The sequence below is a fragment of the Pseudescherichia vulneris NBRC 102420 genome (assembly GCF_000759795.1).
Classification (GTDB): Bacteria; Pseudomonadota; Gammaproteobacteria; order Enterobacterales; family Enterobacteriaceae; genus Pseudescherichia; species Pseudescherichia vulneris.
In genome coordinates, this window is the sequence record NZ_BBMZ01000010.1 from 115,763 (window position 1) to 135,216 (window position 19,454).

The 19,454-nt window shown below is 56.9% G+C and carries 18 protein-coding genes; 8 read left to right on the plus strand and 10 right to left on the minus strand.

Features of this window, described 5'->3' with window-relative positions:
• Positions 1 to 20: 20 nt before the first annotated feature.
• From nudB to EV102420_RS22325, 3 genes are all read right to left on the minus strand, one after another.
• Positions 21 to 464 (minus strand): dihydroneopterin triphosphate diphosphatase, encoded by a 444-nt coding sequence (gene nudB / locus EV102420_RS09720; protein ID WP_042391361.1) that lies wholly within the window; start codon positions 462 to 464, stop codon positions 21 to 23.
• Positions 464 to 2,236, minus strand: coding sequence for an aspartate--tRNA ligase (gene aspS, locus EV102420_RS09725; RefSeq protein WP_042391362.1), 1,773 nt, complete (start codon positions 2,234 to 2,236; stop codon positions 464 to 466). The genes nudB and aspS overlap by 1 nt, the downstream gene beginning before the upstream one ends.
• 185 nt (positions 2,237 to 2,421) lie before the next feature.
• On the minus strand, positions 2,422 to 2,760 hold the full coding sequence (locus EV102420_RS22325) for a putative T6SS immunity periplasmic lipoprotein (RefSeq protein WP_072015229.1): 339 nt from the start codon (positions 2,758 to 2,760) through the stop codon (positions 2,422 to 2,424).
• 286 nt (positions 2,761 to 3,046) lie between these two features.
• Here EV102420_RS22325 and EV102420_RS09730 point away from each other — a divergent pair, with 286 nt between their 5' ends.
• The 5 genes from EV102420_RS09730 to cmoB are packed head-to-tail and all read left to right on the plus strand — an operon-like array spanning position 3,047 to position 6,629.
• Positions 3,047 to 3,613, plus strand: coding sequence for a hydrolase (locus tag EV102420_RS09730; protein WP_042391363.1), 567 nt, complete (start codon positions 3,047 to 3,049; stop codon positions 3,611 to 3,613).
• On the plus strand, positions 3,610 to 4,428 hold the full coding sequence (locus EV102420_RS09735) for a DUF72 domain-containing protein (RefSeq protein ID WP_042391364.1): 819 nt from the start codon (positions 3,610 to 3,612) through the stop codon (positions 4,426 to 4,428). Before EV102420_RS09730 ends, EV102420_RS09735 begins: the two co-directional genes overlap by 4 nt.
• A 53-nt stretch (positions 4,429 to 4,481) precedes the next feature.
• The gene (locus EV102420_RS09740; RefSeq protein WP_042391365.1) at positions 4,482 to 4,877 is read left to right on the plus strand and encodes an MAPEG family protein; all 396 of its coding nucleotides are present in this window, start codon (positions 4,482 to 4,484) and stop codon (positions 4,875 to 4,877) included.
• A gap of 40 nt (positions 4,878 to 4,917) precedes the next feature.
• Positions 4,918 to 5,661, plus strand: coding sequence for a carboxy-S-adenosyl-L-methionine synthase CmoA (cmoA, locus tag EV102420_RS09745; protein ID WP_042391366.1), 744 nt, complete (start codon positions 4,918 to 4,920; stop codon positions 5,659 to 5,661).
• Positions 5,658 to 6,629, plus strand: coding sequence for a tRNA 5-methoxyuridine(34)/uridine 5-oxyacetic acid(34) synthase CmoB (gene cmoB / locus EV102420_RS09750; protein WP_042391368.1), 972 nt, complete (start codon positions 5,658 to 5,660; stop codon positions 6,627 to 6,629). The genes cmoA and cmoB overlap by 4 nt, the downstream gene beginning before the upstream one ends.
• 325 nt (positions 6,630 to 6,954) lie before the next feature.
• Here cmoB and cutC read toward each other — a convergent pair whose 3' ends face one another.
• Complete coding sequence (gene cutC / locus EV102420_RS09755) at positions 6,955 to 7,701, minus strand: copper homeostasis protein CutC (RefSeq protein ID WP_042391369.1); 747 nt, start codon at positions 7,699 to 7,701, stop codon at positions 6,955 to 6,957.
• 18 nt (positions 7,702 to 7,719) lie between these two features.
• The gene (locus EV102420_RS09760; RefSeq protein ID WP_042391370.1) at positions 7,720 to 8,286 is read right to left on the minus strand and encodes a VOC family protein; all 567 of its coding nucleotides are present in this window, start codon (positions 8,284 to 8,286) and stop codon (positions 7,720 to 7,722) included.
• Between the two features lie 245 nt (positions 8,287 to 8,531).
• Between EV102420_RS09760 and argS the strand changes: the two genes are divergently transcribed.
• On the plus strand, positions 8,532 to 10,265 hold the full coding sequence (gene argS / locus EV102420_RS09765) for an arginine--tRNA ligase (RefSeq protein WP_042391371.1): 1,734 nt from the start codon (positions 8,532 to 8,534) through the stop codon (positions 10,263 to 10,265).
• A 97-nt stretch (positions 10,266 to 10,362) separates the two neighbouring features.
• Here the strand turns inward: argS and bglB are convergent, their stop codons facing one another.
• From bglB to flhB, 5 genes are all read right to left on the minus strand, one after another.
• Entirely contained in the window at positions 10,363 to 11,502 is a 1,140-nt protein-coding gene (gene bglB / locus EV102420_RS09770) for a beta-galactosidase BglB (protein WP_042391372.1), read from the minus strand.
• Entirely contained in the window at positions 11,503 to 13,089 is a 1,587-nt protein-coding gene (locus EV102420_RS09775; RefSeq protein WP_042391373.1) for an MFS transporter, read from the minus strand.
• A 242-nt stretch (positions 13,090 to 13,331) separates the two neighbouring features.
• Positions 13,332 to 13,730, minus strand: coding sequence for a flagellar protein FlhE (gene flhE, locus EV102420_RS09780; protein WP_131406007.1), 399 nt, complete (start codon positions 13,728 to 13,730; stop codon positions 13,332 to 13,334).
• Positions 13,727 to 15,805 carry a flagellar biosynthesis protein FlhA gene (gene flhA / locus EV102420_RS09785; protein WP_042391375.1) on the minus strand — a complete coding sequence of 693 codons (2,079 nt, stop codon included), beginning with the start codon at positions 15,803 to 15,805 and terminating at the stop codon, positions 13,727 to 13,729. The genes flhE and flhA overlap by 4 nt, the downstream gene beginning before the upstream one ends.
• Positions 15,798 to 16,952, minus strand: coding sequence for a flagellar biosynthesis protein FlhB (flhB, locus tag EV102420_RS09790; protein ID WP_042391376.1), 1,155 nt, complete (start codon positions 16,950 to 16,952; stop codon positions 15,798 to 15,800). The genes flhA and flhB overlap by 8 nt, the downstream gene beginning before the upstream one ends.
• Before the next feature lie 232 nt (positions 16,953 to 17,184).
• Here flhB and dgt point away from each other — a divergent pair, with 232 nt between their 5' ends.
• Together dgt and EV102420_RS22630 are read left to right on the plus strand one after the other, a co-directional pair.
• Complete coding sequence (dgt, locus tag EV102420_RS09795) at positions 17,185 to 18,705, plus strand: dGTP triphosphohydrolase (protein WP_042391377.1); 1,521 nt, start codon at positions 17,185 to 17,187, stop codon at positions 18,703 to 18,705.
• Complete coding sequence (locus EV102420_RS22630) at positions 18,656 to 19,420, plus strand: hypothetical protein (RefSeq protein WP_174435475.1); 765 nt, start codon at positions 18,656 to 18,658, stop codon at positions 19,418 to 19,420. Before dgt ends, EV102420_RS22630 begins: the two co-directional genes overlap by 50 nt.
• Positions 19,421 to 19,454 lie beyond the last annotated feature (34 nt).

Genomic DNA, 19,454 nt, shown 5'->3' on the forward strand with positions numbered 1-19,454 from the left:
AATTCTCCAAAAGCGCCTTCTCAGGCGGCGTTAATTACAAACTCTTCAATCGCCTGCCGGTTGCTCCACGACTTAGTCAGGGCGGCAGCATCCACCGCGTCGACCCAGCGGTAGGTCAGGTGTTCAGTGAACACGATCTCCCGCTCGTGAGGCAGCGCAAGACAGAACCACGATTCCGTGTTGCGCTTAATACCCGGCGCATAGCGATGACGTAAATGCATAAAAATTTCAAACTCAACCGTGCGCTGACAGTCGATCAAGGTCAGCTGCTCTGCTGCAACGTCAATCGCGACCTCTTCCTTTACTTCACGCGCGGCGGCCTGCGGCGCGGTTTCACCCTCCTCCAGGCTGCCGGTAACCGACTGCCAGAAATTGGGATCGTCGCGCCGTTGTAGCATCAGCACCCGTTTCGTGTCCTGGGCGTAGATCACGACTAGCACGGAAACGGGTTGCTTATAGGTCATTAGTTATTCTCAGCCTTTTTGATCACTTCAATACCCAGCTCGGTCAGCGCGGCCTGGTTGGCGAAGCTTGGCGCTTCGGTCATCAGGCAGGCAGCGGCGGTGGTTTTCGGGAAAGCGATCACGTCACGGATGTTATCGGTGCCGGTCAGCAGCATGGTCAGACGATCGAGACCGAAAGCCAGGCCCGCGTGCGGCGGCGTACCGTACTTCAGGGCGTCGAGCAGGAAGCCGAACTTCTCGCGCTGCTCCTGCTCGGTAATGCCGAGGATGCCAAACACCGTCTGCTGCATTTCGCCGCGGTGAATACGCACTGAACCACCACCCACTTCATAGCCGTTGATGACCATATCGTAGGCGTTAGCGATAGCGGTTTCCGGCGCAGCCTTCAGCTCTTCCGCAGTCATGTTGCTCGGCGCGGTGAACGGGTGGTGCATCGCGGTCAGACCGCCTTCGCCGTCCTCTTCGAACATCGGGAAGTCGATGACCCACAGCGGCGCCCACTTGCTTTCGTCGGTGATGCTCAGATCTTTACCCAGCTTGAGGCGCAGCGCGCCCATCGCGTCGGCAACGACTTTGCGGTTGTCCGCGCCGAAGAAGATCATGTCGCCATCCTGCGCGCCGGTACGCTCCAGAATCGCTTCGATAATCTCTGCATTCAGGAACTTCGCTACCGGGCTGGTGATGCCTTCCAGACCTTTTGCACGCTCGGTGACCTTGATGTAGGCCAGCCCTTTCGCGCCGTAGATCTTAATAAAATTGCCGTAGTCGTCAATCTGCTTACGGCTCAGGGCAGCGCCGCCCGGCACACGCAAGGCAGCCACGCGGCCTTTGGCGTCGTTGGCCGGACCGGCAAACACGGCAAACTCAACGTTTTTCAGCAGGTCGGCAACGTCCACCAGCTCCATCGGGTTACGCAGGTCTGGTTTGTCAGAGCCGTAGCGGCGCTCGGCCTCGGCAAAGGTCATCACCGGAAAGTCGCCAAGGTCTACGTTAATGGTGGCCTGCCACAGCTGACGCACCAGCGCTTCCATCACCTCACGCACCTGCGGTGCGGTCATGAAGGAGGTTTCAACGTCGATCTGGGTAAATTCAGGTTGGCGATCCGCACGCAGGTCTTCATCGCGGAAGCATTTGACGATCTGGTAGTAACGATCAAAGCCGGACATCATCAGCAGCTGCTTGAACAGCTGTGGGGACTGCGGCAGGGCATAGAATTTGCCTTTGTGCACGCGGCTCGGCACCAGATAGTCACGCGCCCCTTCCGGGGTAGCCTTGGTCAGCATCGGGGTTTCGATGTCGAGGAAACCGTGGTCGTCCATGAAACGGCGCACGAAGCTGGTGATCTTCGCGCGGGTCTTCAGGCGGTTAGCCATCTCCGGGCGACGCAGATCCAGATAGCGGTACTTGAGACGCGCCTCTTCGGTATTGACGTGGTTGGAGTCGAGCGGCAGCGAGTCTGAACGGTTGATGATGGTCAGATCGGAGGCCAGCACTTCAATCTCGCCGGTAGCCATATCGCTGTTGATGTTTTTATCGTCACGGCGGCGCACGGTGCCGGTGACCTGGATGCAGAACTCATTACGCAGTTCAGAGGCCAGCTTTAACGCATCTGCGCGATCCGGATCGAAGAACACCTGCACGATACCTTCACGATCGCGCATATCGATAAAGATCAGGCTGCCGAGATCGCGGCGGCGGTTGACCCAACCACACAGAGTCACCTGCTGCCCCTCGTGGGACAGTCGAAGCTGTCCGCAATATTCTGTACGCATGAGATATCCCTTAACTTAGCCGCAGGCCGTTTGTCGCCTGCCTTGCAGCCACGACGACGCAGCGCGAGCTGAATGTCACAACTGGATGAAAAAAGGGGGCTATTATACTGGATATCAGCTTGACACTCAAAGCCAAGATGAGGCGCTACGTCGGCCTGGAGGTCAGTTTTTAGGCGGGCTCCGTCCTACTCTCCACTCTTATCAACAACAAATGTATAATAATAAACTTTATTATTAAGCGTGTAATTTGCTGCGTAAGCGCTACCCGGATTAAATTCTATGTTAAAACACGTATTGGGATAAGAGAGATGTACAAAATCACCAAGTAGTAACTGTTCATATCCATTTTCATGAACGGTTAGCGTGTAGCGACTCAAAACATCCTTAGGTTTAACACTAAAGCAAACGCTATTCGCACTGATGCTTATTGGTTTCCACTCACCTAACTCCGCGCCTTCTCTATGGCTACCGGGGCACCCGGTCAGCAGCAAACACAGTGGAAACAGTGCAATGAGCTTTTTCATAGAGGAGCCTTTTTCATTGATTTTATATTAAGAGATCGTCTTCTGCTTGCAGACGCATAATAACATGTTAGTTAAATTAGAAAATTATCAAGCCAATGAATGTATACATGTTTTAATATACGATTTTATCAATAATTAATTAAAAGTGATTAAGTGATAGCGCTCCTCTACAACCAGAATGCTCGCTTTTACTTCTACGCTCACAAAAACTAACAAAATTTGTGCCCCGGATTAACGCCATTTACGCTTACTGTATGGGCAAATGACGTAGATAACAGGAGCTAACATGCCAGAACTTAACGCGAAAACAACTGCCCTTGTGGTTATCGATCTTCAGGAGGGCATTCTGCCGTTTGCCGGTGGCCCGCATACGGCAGATGAGGTTGTTGCTCGCGCTGCGCGGCTGGCGGAGACGTTTCGCGCCAAGGGTGCACCGGTGGTCATGGTACGCGTAGGCTGGTCGGCTGATTTCGCCGAGGCGCTCAAGCAGCCCGTCGATGCCCCCATCGGTGGTCACGCCCTGCCGCCGGAGTGGTGGCACTATCCGGTGGCGCTGGGCAAGCGCGACGGTGATATCGAAGTGACTAAACGCCAGTGGGGCGCCTTCTATGGCACCGATCTTGAGCTGCAGCTGCGCCGCCGGGGTATCGACACCATCGTGCTGTGCGGGATCTCCACCAACATCGGCGTTGAGTCCACCGCCCGCAATGCGTGGGAGCTGGGCTTTAACCTGATTGTGGTGGAAGACGCCTGCAGCGCCGCCAGCAGCGACCAGCATCAGGGGAGCTTCACGCATATCTTCCCGCGCATCGGCCGGGTGCGCAGCACCGAAGAGATCCTTACCGCGCTATGATCTACATTGGCCTGCCGCAGTGGTCGCACCCGAAATGGGTGCGCCTTGGCATCACCGATCTCGAAGCGTATGCCCGCCACTTCAACTGCGTGGAGGGCAATACCACGCTGTATGCCCTGCCAAAGGCCGATATCGTGGCGCGCTGGCACGCCCAGACCACCGATTCCTTCCGCTTCTGCTTTAAATTCCCGGCAACCATCTCGCACCAGGCGCGGCTGCGCCAGTGCGGCGATCTCACCGAGGAGTTTTTTAGCCGTATGGCCCCGCTGGCGGAGCGTATTGGCCAGTACTGGCTCCAGCTGCCCGCCTCGTTTGCGCCGCAGGATCTGCCCGCCCTGTGGTCGTTCCTCGACGGCCTACCTGAGGATTTCCGCTACGGGGTAGAGGTGCGCCATCAGGAATTTTTCACCAAGGGCGACGCGGAAACGCAGCTTAACCGGGGCCTGCATGCGCGTGGCGTCAACCGGGTGATCCTCGACAGCCGTCCGGTGCACAGCGCCCTTCCCCGCAGCGAAGCGGTGATTGAAGCCCAGCGCAAGAAGCCCGTGGTGCCAGTCCATGCGGTAGTCACGGCCCAGCATCCAATGGTGCGCTTTATCGGCAGCGATGACATGGCGCAGAACAGCGCCCTGTTTGCCGTCTGGCTGGAGAAGCTGGCCCTTTGGGAGAAAAGCACCACGCCCTATCTCTTTCTGCATACGCCGGATATTGCCGAAGCCCCGGTATTGGTCGATACCCTGTGGGCCGCGCTGCAGCGTGCCGTGCCCTCCATCGGTTCAGCACCGTCAATTCCGCAACAATCCTCTCTTTTCTGAACCAGTCGCGCTATCATAGAGACGTACCCTTTCTGGGCTTAAATGGAGTTTCTATGGTAAGCGCGCTGTATGCCGTGCTGGGTGTTCTGCTGCTGATTAAGTTCTCTTTTGACGTTGTGCGCCTGCGTATGCAGTACCGGGTGTCGTATGGCGATGGCGGGTTTAGCGAGCTACAGACCGCGATCCGCATCCACGGCAATGCGGTAGAGTATCTTCCCGCTGGCCTGATCCTGCTGCTGTTTATGGAGATGAACGGCGCAGAGACGTGGATGGTGCACGTCTGTGGACTGCTGCTGATTGCTGGTCGTCTGATGCACTACTACGGTTTGCATCACCAGCTGATGCGCTGGCGGCGGTCCGGTATGAGCGCCACCTGGTGTTCGCTGGTGCTGATGGTGCTGGCAAACCTCTGGTTCATGCCCTGGGAGTTGGTTTTCTCTGTGCATTAGCGCACAATACGCCACTTTTGTTTTCTCGGATTTTTACGTTATGTCTCACCGCGACACGCTTTTTTCTGCGCCAATCGCCAGCCTGGGTGACTGGACATTCGATGAACGGGTAGCCGAAGTCTTCCCGGACATGATCCAGCGCTCCGTTCCCGGCTACTCAAATATTATCTCGATGATCGGCATGCTGGCGGAGCGTTTTGTGCAGCCCGCTAGCCAGGTCTACGATCTGGGCTGCTCGCTGGGCGCGGCCACGCTCTCCGTGCGTCGTAATATTACCCATCCGGACTGTAAAATTATTGCCGTGGATAACTCTCCGGCGATGGTTGAACGCTGCCGCCGCCATATTGACGCCTATAAAGCGCCGACGCCGGTTGAGGTGATTGAGGGCGATATTCGCCATATCCGCATTGAAAACGCGTCGCTGGTGGTGCTGAACTTTACCCTGCAATTCCTTGAACCTGCTGAACGGCAGGCGCTGCTGGATAACATCTATCAGGGGCTGAATCCGGGCGGCGCGCTGGTGCTGTCGGAAAAATTCAGCTTTGAAGATGCCACCACCGGCGAGCTGCTGTTTAACATGCATCACGATTTTAAACGTGCCAACGGCTACAGCGAGCTGGAGATCAGCCAGAAGCGCAGCATGCTGGAGAACGTGATGCTCACCGACTCCGTGGAGACGCACAAGGCCCGCCTGCGCCAGGCCGGTTTCGAGCACAGCGAACTTTGGTTCCAGTGCTTTAACTTTGGTTCGCTGGTGGCGTTGAAAGCAGGAGCGTTGGCATGATCGAGTTCGGTGACTTCTATCAGCAGATTGCCAAAAGTCCCCTCGCCCACTGGCTGGAGACCCTGCCCGCACAGATTGCAACCTGGCAGCGCGGAGCTCTGCACGGCCAGTTTAAGCAGTGGACCAATGCGGTAGAGTTTCTACCGGAGATGCAGCCGTATCGGCTTGATCTACTGCACAGCGTGACGGCGGAGAGCGAAACCCCGCTCAGCCCAGGGCAGATCAAGCGCATCGATACGCTGCTGCGTAACCTGATGCCGTGGCGCAAGGGGCCGTTCTCGCTCTATGGCGTGGACATCGACACCGAGTGGCGCTCCGACTGGAAATGGGAGCGCGTGCTGCCGCACCTCTCTGATCTTAGCGGACGCACTATCCTCGATGTGGGCTGTGGCAGCGGCTATCACCTGTGGCGAATGGTGGGCGCGGGCGCACACCTGGCGGTCGGTATCGATCCGACCCAGCTGTTCCTCTGCCAGTTTGAGGCGGTGCGCAAGCTGCTGGGCGGCGACCAGCGGGCGCACCTGCTGCCGCTGGGCATTGAGCAGCTTCCGGCGCTGAACGCGTTTGATACGGTCTTTTCGATGGGCGTGCTCTATCATCGTCGCTCTCCGTTGGAGCACCTGTGGCAGCTTAAGGATCAGTTGGTAAGCGAAGGTGAGCTGGTGCTGGAGACGCTGGTGGTCGAGGGCGATGAACGCACGGTGCTGATCCCCGGCGATCGCTATGCCCAAATGCGCAACGTCTACTTTATCCCCTCCGCGCTGGCGTTAAAAAACTGGCTGGAGAAGTGTGGCTTTGTGGATGTGCGTATCGTTGACGTCTGCCAGACCACTACCGAAGAGCAGCGCCGCACCGACTGGATGATCACCGAGTCGCTGGCGGAGTTTCTCGATCCAAACGACCCGAGCAAGACCGTTGAGGGCTACCCCGCCCCGCTGCGTGCGGTGTTGATTGCGAAGAAGCCGTAACGCGGTAGTAAAAACAGTTGTAGCCCCGGTAAGCGCAGCGCCACCGGGGAAAACGCCGGGTGTCGGCTACGCCTTACCCGGCCTACGAAACCTCTGCATTTTTCTACAATTTTCTGCACTTTTTCCAAAATAGTTCAAGCTGCAACAAGGCGGCAACGCAGCGAGTCGCCGGGAGCTTACATAGGTAAGTGACCGGTGTGAGCGAGGCAGCCAACACAGTTGCAGTTTGAAATATGAAGGAAAAAAAATGGCCCCTGTTGAAATGGCAGGGGCCTGGTACAAAGCAAGCATCATATTGGGCGACATGATGTGCGGTAAAAAAGGGTCAGAACGCACGATGACGGGCAATCATCGCTTTCATTTCCGCTACAATTTCACCGTCCACGCAATAGCGCAGATACTCATCCGACTGCGCATCAGATGACATCGACAATCCCTGTTGACGGTAACGCATGGGCGACGGCGTCCACATTCCTGCGGAGCTGTGTACCTCCTCCACCCCTGCGTCCAAAAACATATGCAGGTTGCTGACTCGAACGCCAGCACCAGCCATAATGATTGGAACACCGGATCGGTGTTTTAGTTCCGTAATTAATGAAAGTCCTTTTTCTGCCGACGCTTTTTGCCCCGAGGTGAGGATGCGCGACACGCCTAAATCTCCTAACTTATCAACGGCTTCATGCGGGTTTCTGCACATATCAAAGGCGCGATGAAAAGTTACAGCCATCCCCTGTGCAGCCTGCATTATTTGTCGCATGCGGGGGATATCGACGTTGCCCTCCTCATCCAGCACGCCAATAACCACTCCTGGAAAGCCCAGCGTCTTGATCAGCCTGACGTCGTCCAGCATCGCGCTAAACTCATCGTCGGTGTAGCAGAAGTCACCGCCCCTGGGGCGGACGATGGGATGCACGGGGATTGTCACCGTCTCGCGCACCAGCCGCAGGACGCCGTGGGAAGGTGTCAGCCCACCCTCTTTCGGGGCTGCGCAAAGCTCAATGCGGTCCGCCCCGTTAAGCTGTGCAGTCTCGGCGCTCGCCTGGCTGTAACAGCAGATCTCCAGCAGAGCCATTTTTCTCTCTCCTCTGTTCTACGCGCCATTTTCGCTCGCCACGATCGCTTCGATGGACCACGGGTGAAACTTCACCGTTACCGTGCCATCGGTCACCGCCAGCGTGGGATTGGGCAGGCGCTCGTGCTCCCCTTTTGGCGAGCTGGTTTTAACAGCAATACCCGGCTGGCTTAGCCCCTCATCGGCCAGCAGCGCTAACGCCCGGGCGTTCAGGGTTTCCGGCTCGCCGGGCAGGACGATCTCGATATGTTCCCAGCCTTCGTGGGGATAGCGCTTCTCGCCCGGCCACGGCAGCTCAACCACCGTAAAGGACCAGTGCGCCACCGTCACAGGCTGGTGCAGCTTAAACAGGCAGATCGGCCGACCATTAATCATGTTCTCCGACAGCAGCGTGCCGCACTGCTCAAAGCCCCGACGCCAGCGCTCGGCGGTGGTATTCTGATGGCAGCGCAGCGAAATGTGATCGGCCTCAAGAGGCGCGATATCCAACCCCAGCCGGGTGGCAAGTTCGGTTAACGCTTTTGTAAAGCGCGGGAGATCCGCAGAAATATCATGCAATTCGTCAATGGTCTGCCAGTCAGCCATGGTCAACGCCCTCGTTTATCGCAAAGCCGCTAATTTACCCTGTTGTCGGACGCGCACCAAACGGCGATTGCCCCCGTTGGCAAATGAATGATTATTCACGTTTAGCTTGCCGTTTATTTGCGCAAAACCCGCGTCCCGACAGGGCTGACGGCAGCAGGCAATTGCAGTATACTCCCGGCTTTACTTATCAACACCCGGACGCAGGCGGCTTTTTGCGCGCTGCGTCGTTAACGTAAGGTATCCCGGTGAATATTCAGGCACTTCTCTCAGAAAAAGTCAGTCAGGCACTGATTGCCGCAGGCGCGCCTGCGGATTGCGAGCCGCAGGTTCGTCAGTCAGCAAAAGTACAGTTTGGTGACTACCAGGCCAATGGCGTCATGGCGGTTGCGAAAAAACTGGGCATGCCCCCGCGACAGGTTGCTGAGCAGGTTCTGACTCACCTTGATCTCAACGGCATTGCCAGCAAGGTTGAGATCGCCGGGCCGGGCTTTATCAATATCTTCCTCGAGCCGGCGTTTCTGGCCGAGCATGTCAATAAGGCGCTGGCTTCCGATCGTCTGGGCCTCTCCCGCCCGGAGCCGCAGACCATCGTGGTTGACTACTCTGCCCCGAACGTGGCCAAAGAGATGCACGTCGGCCATCTGCGCTCGACCATCATCGGCGACGCTTCCGTGCGTACCCTGGAGCTGCTGGGTCACAACGTGATCCGCGCCAACCACGTCGGCGACTGGGGCACCCAGTTTGGCATGCTGATTGCGTTCCTGGAGCTTAAGCAGCAGGAGAACGCAGGCGAGATGGCGCTGGCGGACCTCGAAGCGTTCTATCGTGAAGCGAAGAAGCACTACGACGAAGATGAAGCCTTTGCCGAGCGCGCCCGTGGTTACGTGGTGAAATTACAGGGCGGCGATGAGTACTGCCGTCAGATGTGGCGCAAGCTGGTGGATATCACCATGGCGCAGAACCAGACTAACTACGATCGTCTGAACGTGACCCTCACCAGCAAGGACGTGATGGGCGAAAGCCTCTACAACCCGATGCTGCCGGGCATCGTGGCCGACCTGAAAGCCAAAGGGCTGGCGGTAGAGAGCGAAGGCGCGACCGTGGTCTTCCTCGACGAGTACAAAAACAAAGAGGGTGAGCCGATGGGCGTCATCATCCAGAAAAAGGATGGCGGCTACCTCTACACCACGACCGATATCGCCTGCGCCAAGTACCGCTTTGAAACCCTGCATGCCGATCGCGTGCTCTACTACATCGACTCCCGTCAGCACCAGCACCTGATGCAGGCGTGGACCATCGTGCGCAAGGCGGGCTACGTGCCGGATAGCGTGCCGCTGGAGCACCATATGTTCGGCATGATGCTGGGTAAAGACGGCAAGCCGTTCAAAACCCGCGCCGGCGGTACCGTGAAGCTCGCCGATCTGCTGGACGAGGCGCTGGAGCGCGCCCGCCGTCTGGTGGCGGAGAAGAACCCGGATATGCCTGCCGAGGAGCTGGAAAAGCTGGCTAATGCGGTCGGTATCGGCGCGGTGAAGTATGCGGATCTCTCTAAAAACCGCACCACCGACTACATCTTCGACTGGGATAACATGCTGGCCTTTGAGGGCAATACCGCGCCGTACATGCAGTATGCCTACACTCGCGTGCTCTCTGTATTCCGTAAAGCGGAGATCGACGAGAGCGTGCTGGCAAATGCTAACGTGGTGATTACCGAAGATCGCGAAGCCCAGCTGGCGGCGCGCCTGTTGCAGTTTGAAGAGACGCTGAACGTGGTTGCTCGTGAAGGCACCCCGCACGTGATGTGCAGCTACCTCTACGATCTGGCGGGCCTGTTCTCTGGCTTCTACGAGCACTGCCCGATTCTTACCGCCGAGAGCGACGAGACGCGCCTGAGCCGCCTGAAGCTGGCGCAGCTGACCGCGAAAACGCTGAAAACCGGTCTGGATACCCTTGGGATCCAAACCGTCGAACGCATGTAAACAGCATTAACAGATCCTGTAGCCCCGGTTAGCGCAGCGCCACCGGGGGAAACGCCTGATGGCGCTTCGCTTATCAGGCCTACAGGAGCTGCAATCCTTAGAAGTATTTCCGCAGGTACTCGGTCAGACAGAGTATCGCCATCGCCTGGCCATAGGGCATGGAGGTGAGCGGAATATTGCGGTAGAAATCGAGGTTAGACCCCATTCCGGTGCCGAAGGAGGTTTGCAGCAGCTCCCCTTCCGGCGAAATGTTATTCACGATCCCCTTAATCGCTTTATCCGCGACCTCCGCATACTCTGGCCCGACGTAGCGCTTGCGCACCGCTTTCAGAATACCGTAGGCGAACCCGGCGGTGGCCGACGCCTCAAGGTAGGAGTGCGGATCGTCCAGCAGGGTATGCCACAGGCCGCTGTCATCCTGGCACGTTGCCAGGGCGGCGATCTGCGCATTCAACACCTGCACCAGGTAGCGGCGTACGGCGTTGTTTTCCGGCAGATCCACCAGCTCCAGAAAATCTGGGATCACAATGGTCAGCCAGCTGTTGCCCCGCGCCCAGCGCGCCTGAGCAAAGTTGTGGTTGCCCTCATAGCTCCAGCCGTGGAACCAGAGACCGGTCTGGCGATCCATCAGGTTCTGCACGTGCAGCAGGAACTGATACACCGCCTCTTCGACATATTCGGGGCGATTAAGCAGCTTGCCGATCTTCGCCAGCGGCAGCACGGTCATCATCAGCGTATCGTCCCACATCTGCTGGTGGTTCTCTTCCGCCAGCGTGATGTGCTGCATCCCGCCATGCTCGGTGCGCGGCATCTCGTTCATCGCCCACTCGGCCCAGCTCTCAAGCCACGGCAGGTAAGATGGATTGCGGGTCTCCTCATAGCGATACGCCAGGGTTAAAAACGGTGCCATGGTATTGACGTTTTTGGTGGTAGCCCCTTCGGCAAAGCGGTCCGCGAACCAGCTATCAATGATCTCCCGCATCGTCTCATCGCCGGTCTGGCGATAGTATTGATACATCCCGTACAGCCCCACGCCGTGCGTCCACTCCCAGCCCGCCCAGCCTTTGGTATCAATGACGCGCCCGTCGTCTAGTCGCAGTAAAAACTCACCGGATGCATCCTGAATATTGACCAGATTATGGGTCACCTTCTGGATCAGTGCCTTCAGCTCGTCCCGGGCAATAAAGCGCGTCGGCTGACAGAGTAAAGGGCTATGTTTGACAGGATAAACAATCATTTACTTAACCTCTTGCGTATTGAATTCATGGCCGGAGCGATCTTTCAGCGACGGCGCGGCAGGCTTGTTACGATTCAGATAGCCAATATTGTTGTTGCCCCACAGCGACTCGTAAGGCATTCCCGCCAGCATCTCAACGGTGGCCCGCGCCTGCGGCGTCACGGTCTCCGGCATAGCGCGGCCAGACTGGCGCATTTTGGCCGTCTCTTCCCGCAGCACGCTATGGGTTTTCAGGTTCAGCTTGAAGCGCAGCGACACCAGGAAACCGCAGAGCAGCACCGCCACCGTACCGAAGCAGAGGATCATCAGAATGGTGTGGCTAACCGACTCCGGCTGCGTTTTTTGACCGGAGACGAAGCCGGAGGCCTGCATGACGATCCCCACCAGCATCACTGCCCCGGCCTGGGAGGCTTTGCGGGTCAGAGTCATGATGCCTGCGAAGATCCCTTCCCGGCGCTGGCCGGTAATGACCTCATCCACGTCAGAGATGTAGGTGTAGGTGTTCCACGGCACGTAGTTGATGCCCCCGCGACCGAGACCGGCGACGGCGGAAACCAGCAGCAGCAGGGAGTAGATGTCGCTCAGGCCCGCGTAGTAAAGCACGGCGTAGGAGATAGAACTGATGCCGAACAGCGTGACCACCATCCGGTAAGACGGCGCAGGTCCAAAGCGGATGCAGAGCGGGATCATGGCGATGACCGCAATGAACTGGAAGATAGCCATGGTGCCGAGCAGGTTAGAGGCCAGCGACGCCTCCTGCATCAGGACGAATACAACGTAGTAGGTAAAGACGGCGTTGAAAACGTCCTGGGCGATATAACCCCCAAGATACATACCCAGATGCTGACGGAAGATTTTGATGCGCAGGGTCGAGCTAAGCTCGGTAAACAGGCGGGTCATGCTCTGGCGGAACGTCAGGTGTTTCTTCTCCTCTTCGGCACGCAGGGCGGCTTCGGTCCACTCCTCACGCGGGCGTTCCCAGGTGAAGAACCAGACGAAGGTCAGCATCAGGGCACAAAGCACCGAGAAGACCAGGCTGGCGTAGAAGAAGGAGACCGGGTTGTCTTTACCAAAGTGGGTCAGCAGGATCCCCGGCAGGAACGAGGCGAGGATCGCCGACATCTGCGCCATGCCGATACGCGCCCCGGAGAACTTGGTCTTTTGTTTGAAGTCGTCGGTCATCTCCGGCACCAGGGTCTCATACGGAACGAGGATCATGGTGTAGACGATATCGAACAGCAGATAGGTAAGCAGATAGTACCAGAAGCCCATGTCGCCGACCCACATAATGGAGTAGCTAAAGACGCACGGGATGCCGAGCATGATAAAGAATTTACGTCGGCCAAAGCGTTTGCCCAGCCAGGTCGAACCGAAGTTATCGGTTAAAAAGCCCATCAGCGGGCTGACCACCGCATCCAGCACCCTTGCGGTGGCAAAGATGAAGGTGGCCTCGATAGGCGTTAAACCACAAAACGTTGTGTAGAAATAGAGGAGCCACGCAGCGGTCAACGCTGTCGTTCCGGCCCCCAAAAAGTCACCGGATCCGTAGGCGAGATAGTTCGCCAGTCCAATTTTACGTGTTTTCATTGCCGCCAACCCTTTTTGTTTTGGGAGTACTTACACGGCTAAAGTAAGAGGATGCGTTCAGATAAACCTTTCTGTTTCTGCCACTGCGCTGGCGCGGTTGGCAAAAATACAAAGAGTCTCACTACGTGTGTCACTGATTTATAAAACAGTGTTTCTTCTGCATCAAAAGGCGGGGTCAAAAATTGAGAGCCAGCCATCATAATCCCGCTGAAAACGGTGATGACTGGCGAAGAATGAAGCGCTTAGCGGTAGTTTACAATGACTTCATTGCGGCTGACCTTGAGGGCCGGCAGCAGGCGTCCGCCGCCGGGCACTTCCCAGATAAAGCGCAGCGGCTCAGCGGCAGGAATGCCGTTGAAGGCGTGGGTCGTGCCGCTCTCTCCGTCCAGCTCCGTGCAGCGGATCTGCGAGCAGAGGCGCACCCGCAGCCCGGCCGGGGTCGGGCCGTTAAGCGTGTAGCGCCACGCCACCAGCGTCATCAGCCCGGAGACGGGCTGGGAGGAGGCCAGCGGTCGGGACGACATCGACTCCCCCCGGTGGTTAAGGGTGATGCCGATGCTGCTCGCCTGCCATGCCCCCTCACCTGCCGCGTGGGCCAGCAGCGGCAGCGCCAGCAGAAGACCTAACAATCTACGCACTATTTACCTCCAATAGTGGCGGTCATGCGGATGTTGCGGTTATCCGACAGCTCCATATTAGAGAGCACCACCAGCTGCGTCAGGCTGCGACGCAGGAAGCGCGACAGCAGCGGACGCAGGGCGTGGTTCACCAGCAGCACCGGCGGCGCGCCAAGCATCTCCTGACGGGCCAGCGCCTCCTGGGTCTGGGCCAGCAGGCGATCCGCCAGACCCGGCTCCAGGCCGCCGCCGCCCTGCAACGCCTGCAGCAGCAGACGCTCAAGCGGCGTATCCAGACCGATCACCTGCACTTCGCCGGTGCCCGGGAACCACTGCTGGGTGATCGCCCGGCCCAGCGCCACGCGAACGACCGCGGTCAGCTCGTGCGGATCGCTCTGGATCGGCGCATGCTCGGCCAGGGTCTCCAGAATGGTGCGCATGTCGCGAATCGGCACTTTCTCATCCAGCAGGTTCTGCAACACCTTGTGCAGGGTGGTGAGGGTAACCACGCCCGGAACCAGATCTTCGGTGAGCTTCGGCATCTCCTGGCTCACGCGATCCAGCAGCTGCTGCGCCTCCTGGCGGCCAAACAGCTCGGCAGAGAACTGACCAATCAGGTGGTTAAGATGGGTCGCCACCACGGTGCTGGCCTCGACCACGGTATAACCCTGGATCTGCGCCTGCTCTTTCAGGGCGCTTTCGATCCAGATCGCCGCCAGGCCAAAGGCCGGATCCACCGTCTGCTCGCCGGGCAGAGTGCCCGCCGCCGTGCCAGGGTTGATCGCCAGCCAGCGGCCTGGATAGGCCTCGCCGCTGCCGATCTCAACGCCCTTCATTAGAATACGGTAGCGCGCCGGAGGCAGATCCATATTGTCGCGAATGTGCACCACCGGCGGCAGGAAGCCCATATCCTGAGCAAATTTCTTACGGATGCTGCGGATACGTCCAAGCAGCTCACCATCCTGCTGGAAATCCACCATTGGGATCAGGCGATAACCCACCTCCATACCGAGGGAGTCTTCCAGCTGGACATCGTTCCAGGTGGCCTCTACCGCCTGGTTGTTCTCCGGCATCTTGATCGGCGCGGCCTCAACCGGGGCTTTCTGTTCACGTCCGCGCAGCCACCAGGCAAGGCCCAGCAGTCCGGCGGTAAAGAGCAGAAAGACAAAGTTTGGCATGCCTGGCACCAGGCCCAGCAGGCCCAGTACGGCGGCGCTCAGCAGCATCACGCGCGGGTTGCTAAACAGCTGACCCACCATCTGCTGGCCCACGTCCTGATCGGTTGCTACACGGGTCACGATCACGCCCGCCGCGGTGGAGATCACCAGCGCCGGGATCTGGGCGACAAGCCCGTCACCGATGGTCAGCAGGGTATAGCTCTCTGCCGCGTGGCCCATGTCCATGCCATGTTGCAGAACGCCCACCAGCAGGCCGCCGATAACGTTAATCACCATGATCAGGATGCCCGCGATGGCATCGCCGCGCACGAACTTACTCGCACCGTCCATGGAGCCGTAGAAGTCAGCCTCCTGGGTCACTTCCGAGCGGCGTTTTTTTGCCTCCTCTTCACCGATAATCCCGGCGTTGAGGTCGGCATCGATCGCCATCTGCTTGCCCGGCATCCCGTCGAGGACAAAGCGCGCGCCGACTTCGGCGATACGCCCTGCACCCTTGGTGATAACCATAAAGTTGATGATGACGAGAATAACGAACACCACGATACCGATGGCAAAGTTACCGCCAACGAGGAAGTGGCCGAAGGCTTCAACCACCTTCCCCGCCGCTGCGCCGCCGGTATGCCCTTCCATCAGGATGATACGCGTGGACGCGACGTTCAGCGCCAGCCGCAACAGGGTGGTAAACAGCAGAATGGTCGGGAACGCGGCGAACTCCAGCGTACGCTGGGTAAACATCGCTACCAGCAACACCATAATGGAGAGCGCGATGTTAAAGGTAAACAGCAGGTCAAGAATGAACGCCGGGAGCGGCAGCACCATCATCGACAGGATAAGCAGAATCAGTATCGGTCCAGCAAGAATCTGCCATTGACCTGATTTCATGTTGCTGGGCAGACGCAACATCGTCACCAGATTATTCATCAGTGTCCTTCTCGTCGTTCATAAAATCCAATGCTTCAGGCACCGGAAGATTGGCGGGTTTCACCGGCGCTTGCCCACCAGCGAGCTTCCAGCGTTTGAGTTGCCATACCCAGGCCAGCACTTCGGCTACCGCCGCGTAGAGCTGACCGGGGATCTGCTGGCCGACATCGGCATGGCGGTAGAGTGCACGCGCCAGCGGCGGCGCTTCCAGCAGGGGAATACGGTTTTCAGCAGCAATTTCACGAATGCGCAACGCCACCAGCCCGGCCCCTTTGGCCAGCACCTTCGGCGCACTCATCTTGTTCTCGTCGTACAGCAGCGCCACGGCGTAATGCGTCGGGTTGGTCACCACCACGTTAGCTTTGGGCACGTCCGCCATCATGCGGCGGCGGGCGGCGGCGCGCTGCATCTGGCGAATACGCCCTTTTACGTGCGGGTCGCCTTCGCTCTGCTTGTGTTCATCGCGGATATCCTGGCGGGACATACGCAGCTTTTTGATGTGGCTGTAGATCTGCCAAATTACATCAAAGCCCACCATCGGAATGATGCCCAGCACCACCAGCAGCACGCAGAGGCCCACCAGATTAAGGGCGTTGCTCATGGCCGTCAGCGGTGATTCGCTCATCAGGCGCATCATCTCTGGCCACTTATGGGTCAGGTAGAGACCCGCCACGCCGCCCATCAGCACGGCCTTCAATACCGCCTTGACCAGCTCGGCGCCGACCTGGGCGGAGAAGAGGCGTTTAAGGCCACTGAGCGGGTTGAGCTTGGAGAACTGGAACTGCAGCGATTTGCCGCTAAACACCAGCCCACCGAGCAGAATCGGGGCGATCAGCGCCACCAGCACCACGCCGGTAATAAGCGGCAGCAGCGCGATCATGGCCTCTTTGATCAGCAGGACGGTTTGACCGAGGATCAGCTGGGGATCGTTGACGATACCGTGGTCGAAGCGGAGGCCAGATGAGAGCAGTCCCGCCAGCCTACGGGCGAGCGACTCCCCCCCAATCCAGATCACACAGATGCCGACCACCAGGATCAGCAGCGATGTAAGCTCTTTGGAGCGGGGAACCTGCCCCTCCTCACGCGCCTTCTCTAGTCGGTGGGGTGTGGGGGCCTCTGTTTTGTCCTCGTTGTCTTCTTCAGCCACGAGCAAAATTCCGCTGATACAATTTTGTATCATGATGCCTGAGACAAGCCCGAACAATGGGCGAATAAACGAGGCTAAAAGGCGGGCTTTTTGGCGTTAAGTACAATTTTGAATGTAATAGGGCTTTTACGCTTTGGGAGGCCGGTCGAAATCTGTAGAAAAGCGCAGCGGCAAGGTAGCAGCGCTTAAACGCATTTGCTAGCCTAAACCCCTTACTATTAAGGGGGTTTTTATGCAGTGGTCACGGTTACTCAATAGCGAACGCAGGAAAGATAAACTCAAGCAAAACGACGCGTTAACATATTTGCAGGCTCCGCCGACTCAGGAGTGGCGACAGGAGATTGAACGTGATTTCGATCGTCTCTTATTTGCTGCCCCGACTCGCCGTCTGGCTGATAAAACGCAGGTTTATCCACTCGATCGTAACGATAGTGTGCGTACGCGGTTGACGCATTCACATGAAGTCGCCAACTTCGCTCGCGGTATCGGTATGCGGCTGGCCTTTGACCTGAAAAAGGAGGTTTTTGGCACTTTACCCACGGGCCTTTGTGTTGAGCGTGACGTCCCTGCTCTGCTGGCTGCTATTGGGCTAGCGCACGATCTCGGCAATCCGCCCTTTGGTCATCAGGGCGAGGCGGCCATGCGTGCATGGTACAAACGCCATCTGAAAGCTGACGTAGAAAATTCTGGAGAAATTGATAATCCTTTAATTTTTGAAGACTTTTTTAAATTTGACGGCAACGCTCAGACCTTCAGGTTAGTCACTAAGCTGCAGATCCTTAACGATACGTATGGCTTGAACTTGACCTATGCCACGCTTGCTGCATTGATTAAGTATCCGCTTTCCTCTTACACACCTTCACCGGGAAAATGGAAAAAGCACGGTTACTTCTATTCTGAAGCGCGCGTTGTTGAGGATGTCTGGAAAGAGACCGGCCTGGCCGAAGGGATACGCCATCCCTTTACCTGGCTGATGGAGGCCTGCGATGACATCGCCTACTCCGTTCTCGACGCCGAAGATACGGTTAAAAAAGGCCTGGCCTCTTACCATGACCTTATCGATCATCTCAAATGCTGGAATAGAGGTGAGGACACTCTCATTCAAGCGGTGGTTAAGCAAACCGAGGACAAAAACAGTGAATACAGGGAGCAACAACGCGATCTCACCCCGGCTGAAATTAACGATATGAACATGCAGATGTTTCGCGTCAAATCAACGATTGCCCTTGTGAATAGCGTAGTAGAGTCCTTTACCCAGCGTATCGACGAACTCATGAGCCATGACTGCACGTTGCCGGATCTTATCAGCGTTAGCACCGCTAACGCGTTATGTGAAGCGCTGAAAGATTTTGATAGAACACGTGGCTATCGTCACCCATCCGTACTCAAGCTTGAGCTGCAAGGTTCAAATTATATTCAAAGCCTGATGGATATGCTGTGGGTTGGCATTCATGGACACAAAACGAAACGTGAACGAAAAGAAGAAGAACGCAGCGCACTCGGCTCGCGTAACGAATACCTCTCTGACACTCCTTTTGGCCGCTACGCCTATGGCCGTATTTCAGAAAACTATCGTCGTATCTTTGAGGATGAAAAAAACACGCTGCCGGTGCTCTACAAAGAAGCGCAGCTGCTTTCTGACGCTATCTCAGGCATGACCGATAACTATTTGATACGGCTTCACGATGAGCTAAAATCCCTTTATGAGTATGAACGTAGCCAGAACGCGTTATGCCCTAAAGCGGCGTATTGACAATTTTTTTGCTTCCGGAGAGGAACAGCGGGCGGCTCGGGCGTTGATTGACGCTGTTGCCGCTCAACATCGAGCATGGATTTTTGGTGGAATGCTCAGAGACATTGGCCTCTTTGGACGTGATGGATTTACGTCTGATATTGATATCGTGTTCGCTGGCGAACGTGAGGATTTGCTACATCTGCTTTCCCACTTTCATATGGAGCATTTTGTCACCAATAAACTTGGCGGCATACGTTTTCGCTACTGCTCGTTGGATTTTGATATCTGGTGCCTCAGCGATACATGGGCTTTCAAAGAGAACATTATTCCATTAGAAAATGTAGAGAGCCTGCTCCACACCACGCTTATGTCTTGGGACGCGGTGCTTTACGATGTGCATCGTGGTGAAATTCTTACGCCAGACAATTATCTGCATGACTTAAGAAAAGGTTATCTGGAGCTGGTTCTGGAAGCCACGCCAAATGAAACCGGTTCGGTCGTGAAAATTTTACGTACTATCTATAACAAGCAGGTGAAAACGTTAGGGCCAGGCCTGAGCGAGTTCTTACATAGGGCGCTGCCTCGCTATAGCTATTCTGCCTTGCAACATTATGAACGGGTGCATTACGACATCAGCAGCTTTAACGATACTGAGTACGATTGCCTGCTGAAGTGTTTGCGAGAAACGGATGTGGGTGATCGCGTTGATGTGACGCGGCTGCATATAGGCTAAGGCATATTATTTACTACACTAAAACCCGCCTCTC

Excerpts from the sequence above, each read along its gene's own strand:
- nudB (WP_042391361.1), bottom strand. The coding sequence starts at position 464 with ATGACCTATAAGCAACCCGTTTCCGTGCTAGTCGTGATCTACGCCCAG.
- aspS (WP_042391362.1), bottom strand. The coding sequence starts at position 2,236 with ATGCGTACAGAATATTGCGGACAGCTTCGACTGTCCCACGAGGGGCAG.
- EV102420_RS22325 (WP_072015229.1), bottom strand. The coding sequence starts at position 2,760 with ATGAAAAAGCTCATTGCACTGTTTCCACTGTGTTTGCTGCTGACCGGG.
- EV102420_RS09730 (WP_042391363.1), top strand. The coding sequence starts at position 3,047 with ATGCCAGAACTTAACGCGAAAACAACTGCCCTTGTGGTTATCGATCTT.
- EV102420_RS09735 (WP_042391364.1), top strand. The coding sequence starts at position 3,610 with ATGATCTACATTGGCCTGCCGCAGTGGTCGCACCCGAAATGGGTGCGC.
- EV102420_RS09740 (WP_042391365.1), top strand. The coding sequence starts at position 4,482 with ATGGTAAGCGCGCTGTATGCCGTGCTGGGTGTTCTGCTGCTGATTAAG.
- cmoA (WP_042391366.1), top strand. The coding sequence starts at position 4,918 with ATGTCTCACCGCGACACGCTTTTTTCTGCGCCAATCGCCAGCCTGGGT.
- cmoB (WP_042391368.1), top strand. The coding sequence starts at position 5,658 with ATGATCGAGTTCGGTGACTTCTATCAGCAGATTGCCAAAAGTCCCCTC.
- cutC (WP_042391369.1), bottom strand. The coding sequence starts at position 7,701 with ATGGCTCTGCTGGAGATCTGCTGTTACAGCCAGGCGAGCGCCGAGACT.
- EV102420_RS09760 (WP_042391370.1), bottom strand. The coding sequence starts at position 8,286 with ATGGCTGACTGGCAGACCATTGACGAATTGCATGATATTTCTGCGGAT.
- bglB (WP_042391372.1), bottom strand. The coding sequence starts at position 11,502 with ATGATTGTTTATCCTGTCAAACATAGCCCTTTACTCTGTCAGCCGACG.
- EV102420_RS09775 (WP_042391373.1), bottom strand. The coding sequence starts at position 13,089 with ATGAAAACACGTAAAATTGGACTGGCGAACTATCTCGCCTACGGATCC.
- flhA (WP_042391375.1), bottom strand. The coding sequence starts at position 15,805 with ATGAATAATCTGGTGACGATGTTGCGTCTGCCCAGCAACATGAAATCA.
- dgt (WP_042391377.1), top strand. The coding sequence starts at position 17,185 with ATGCAGTGGTCACGGTTACTCAATAGCGAACGCAGGAAAGATAAACTC.
- EV102420_RS22630 (WP_174435475.1), top strand. The coding sequence starts at position 18,656 with ATGAGTATGAACGTAGCCAGAACGCGTTATGCCCTAAAGCGGCGTATT.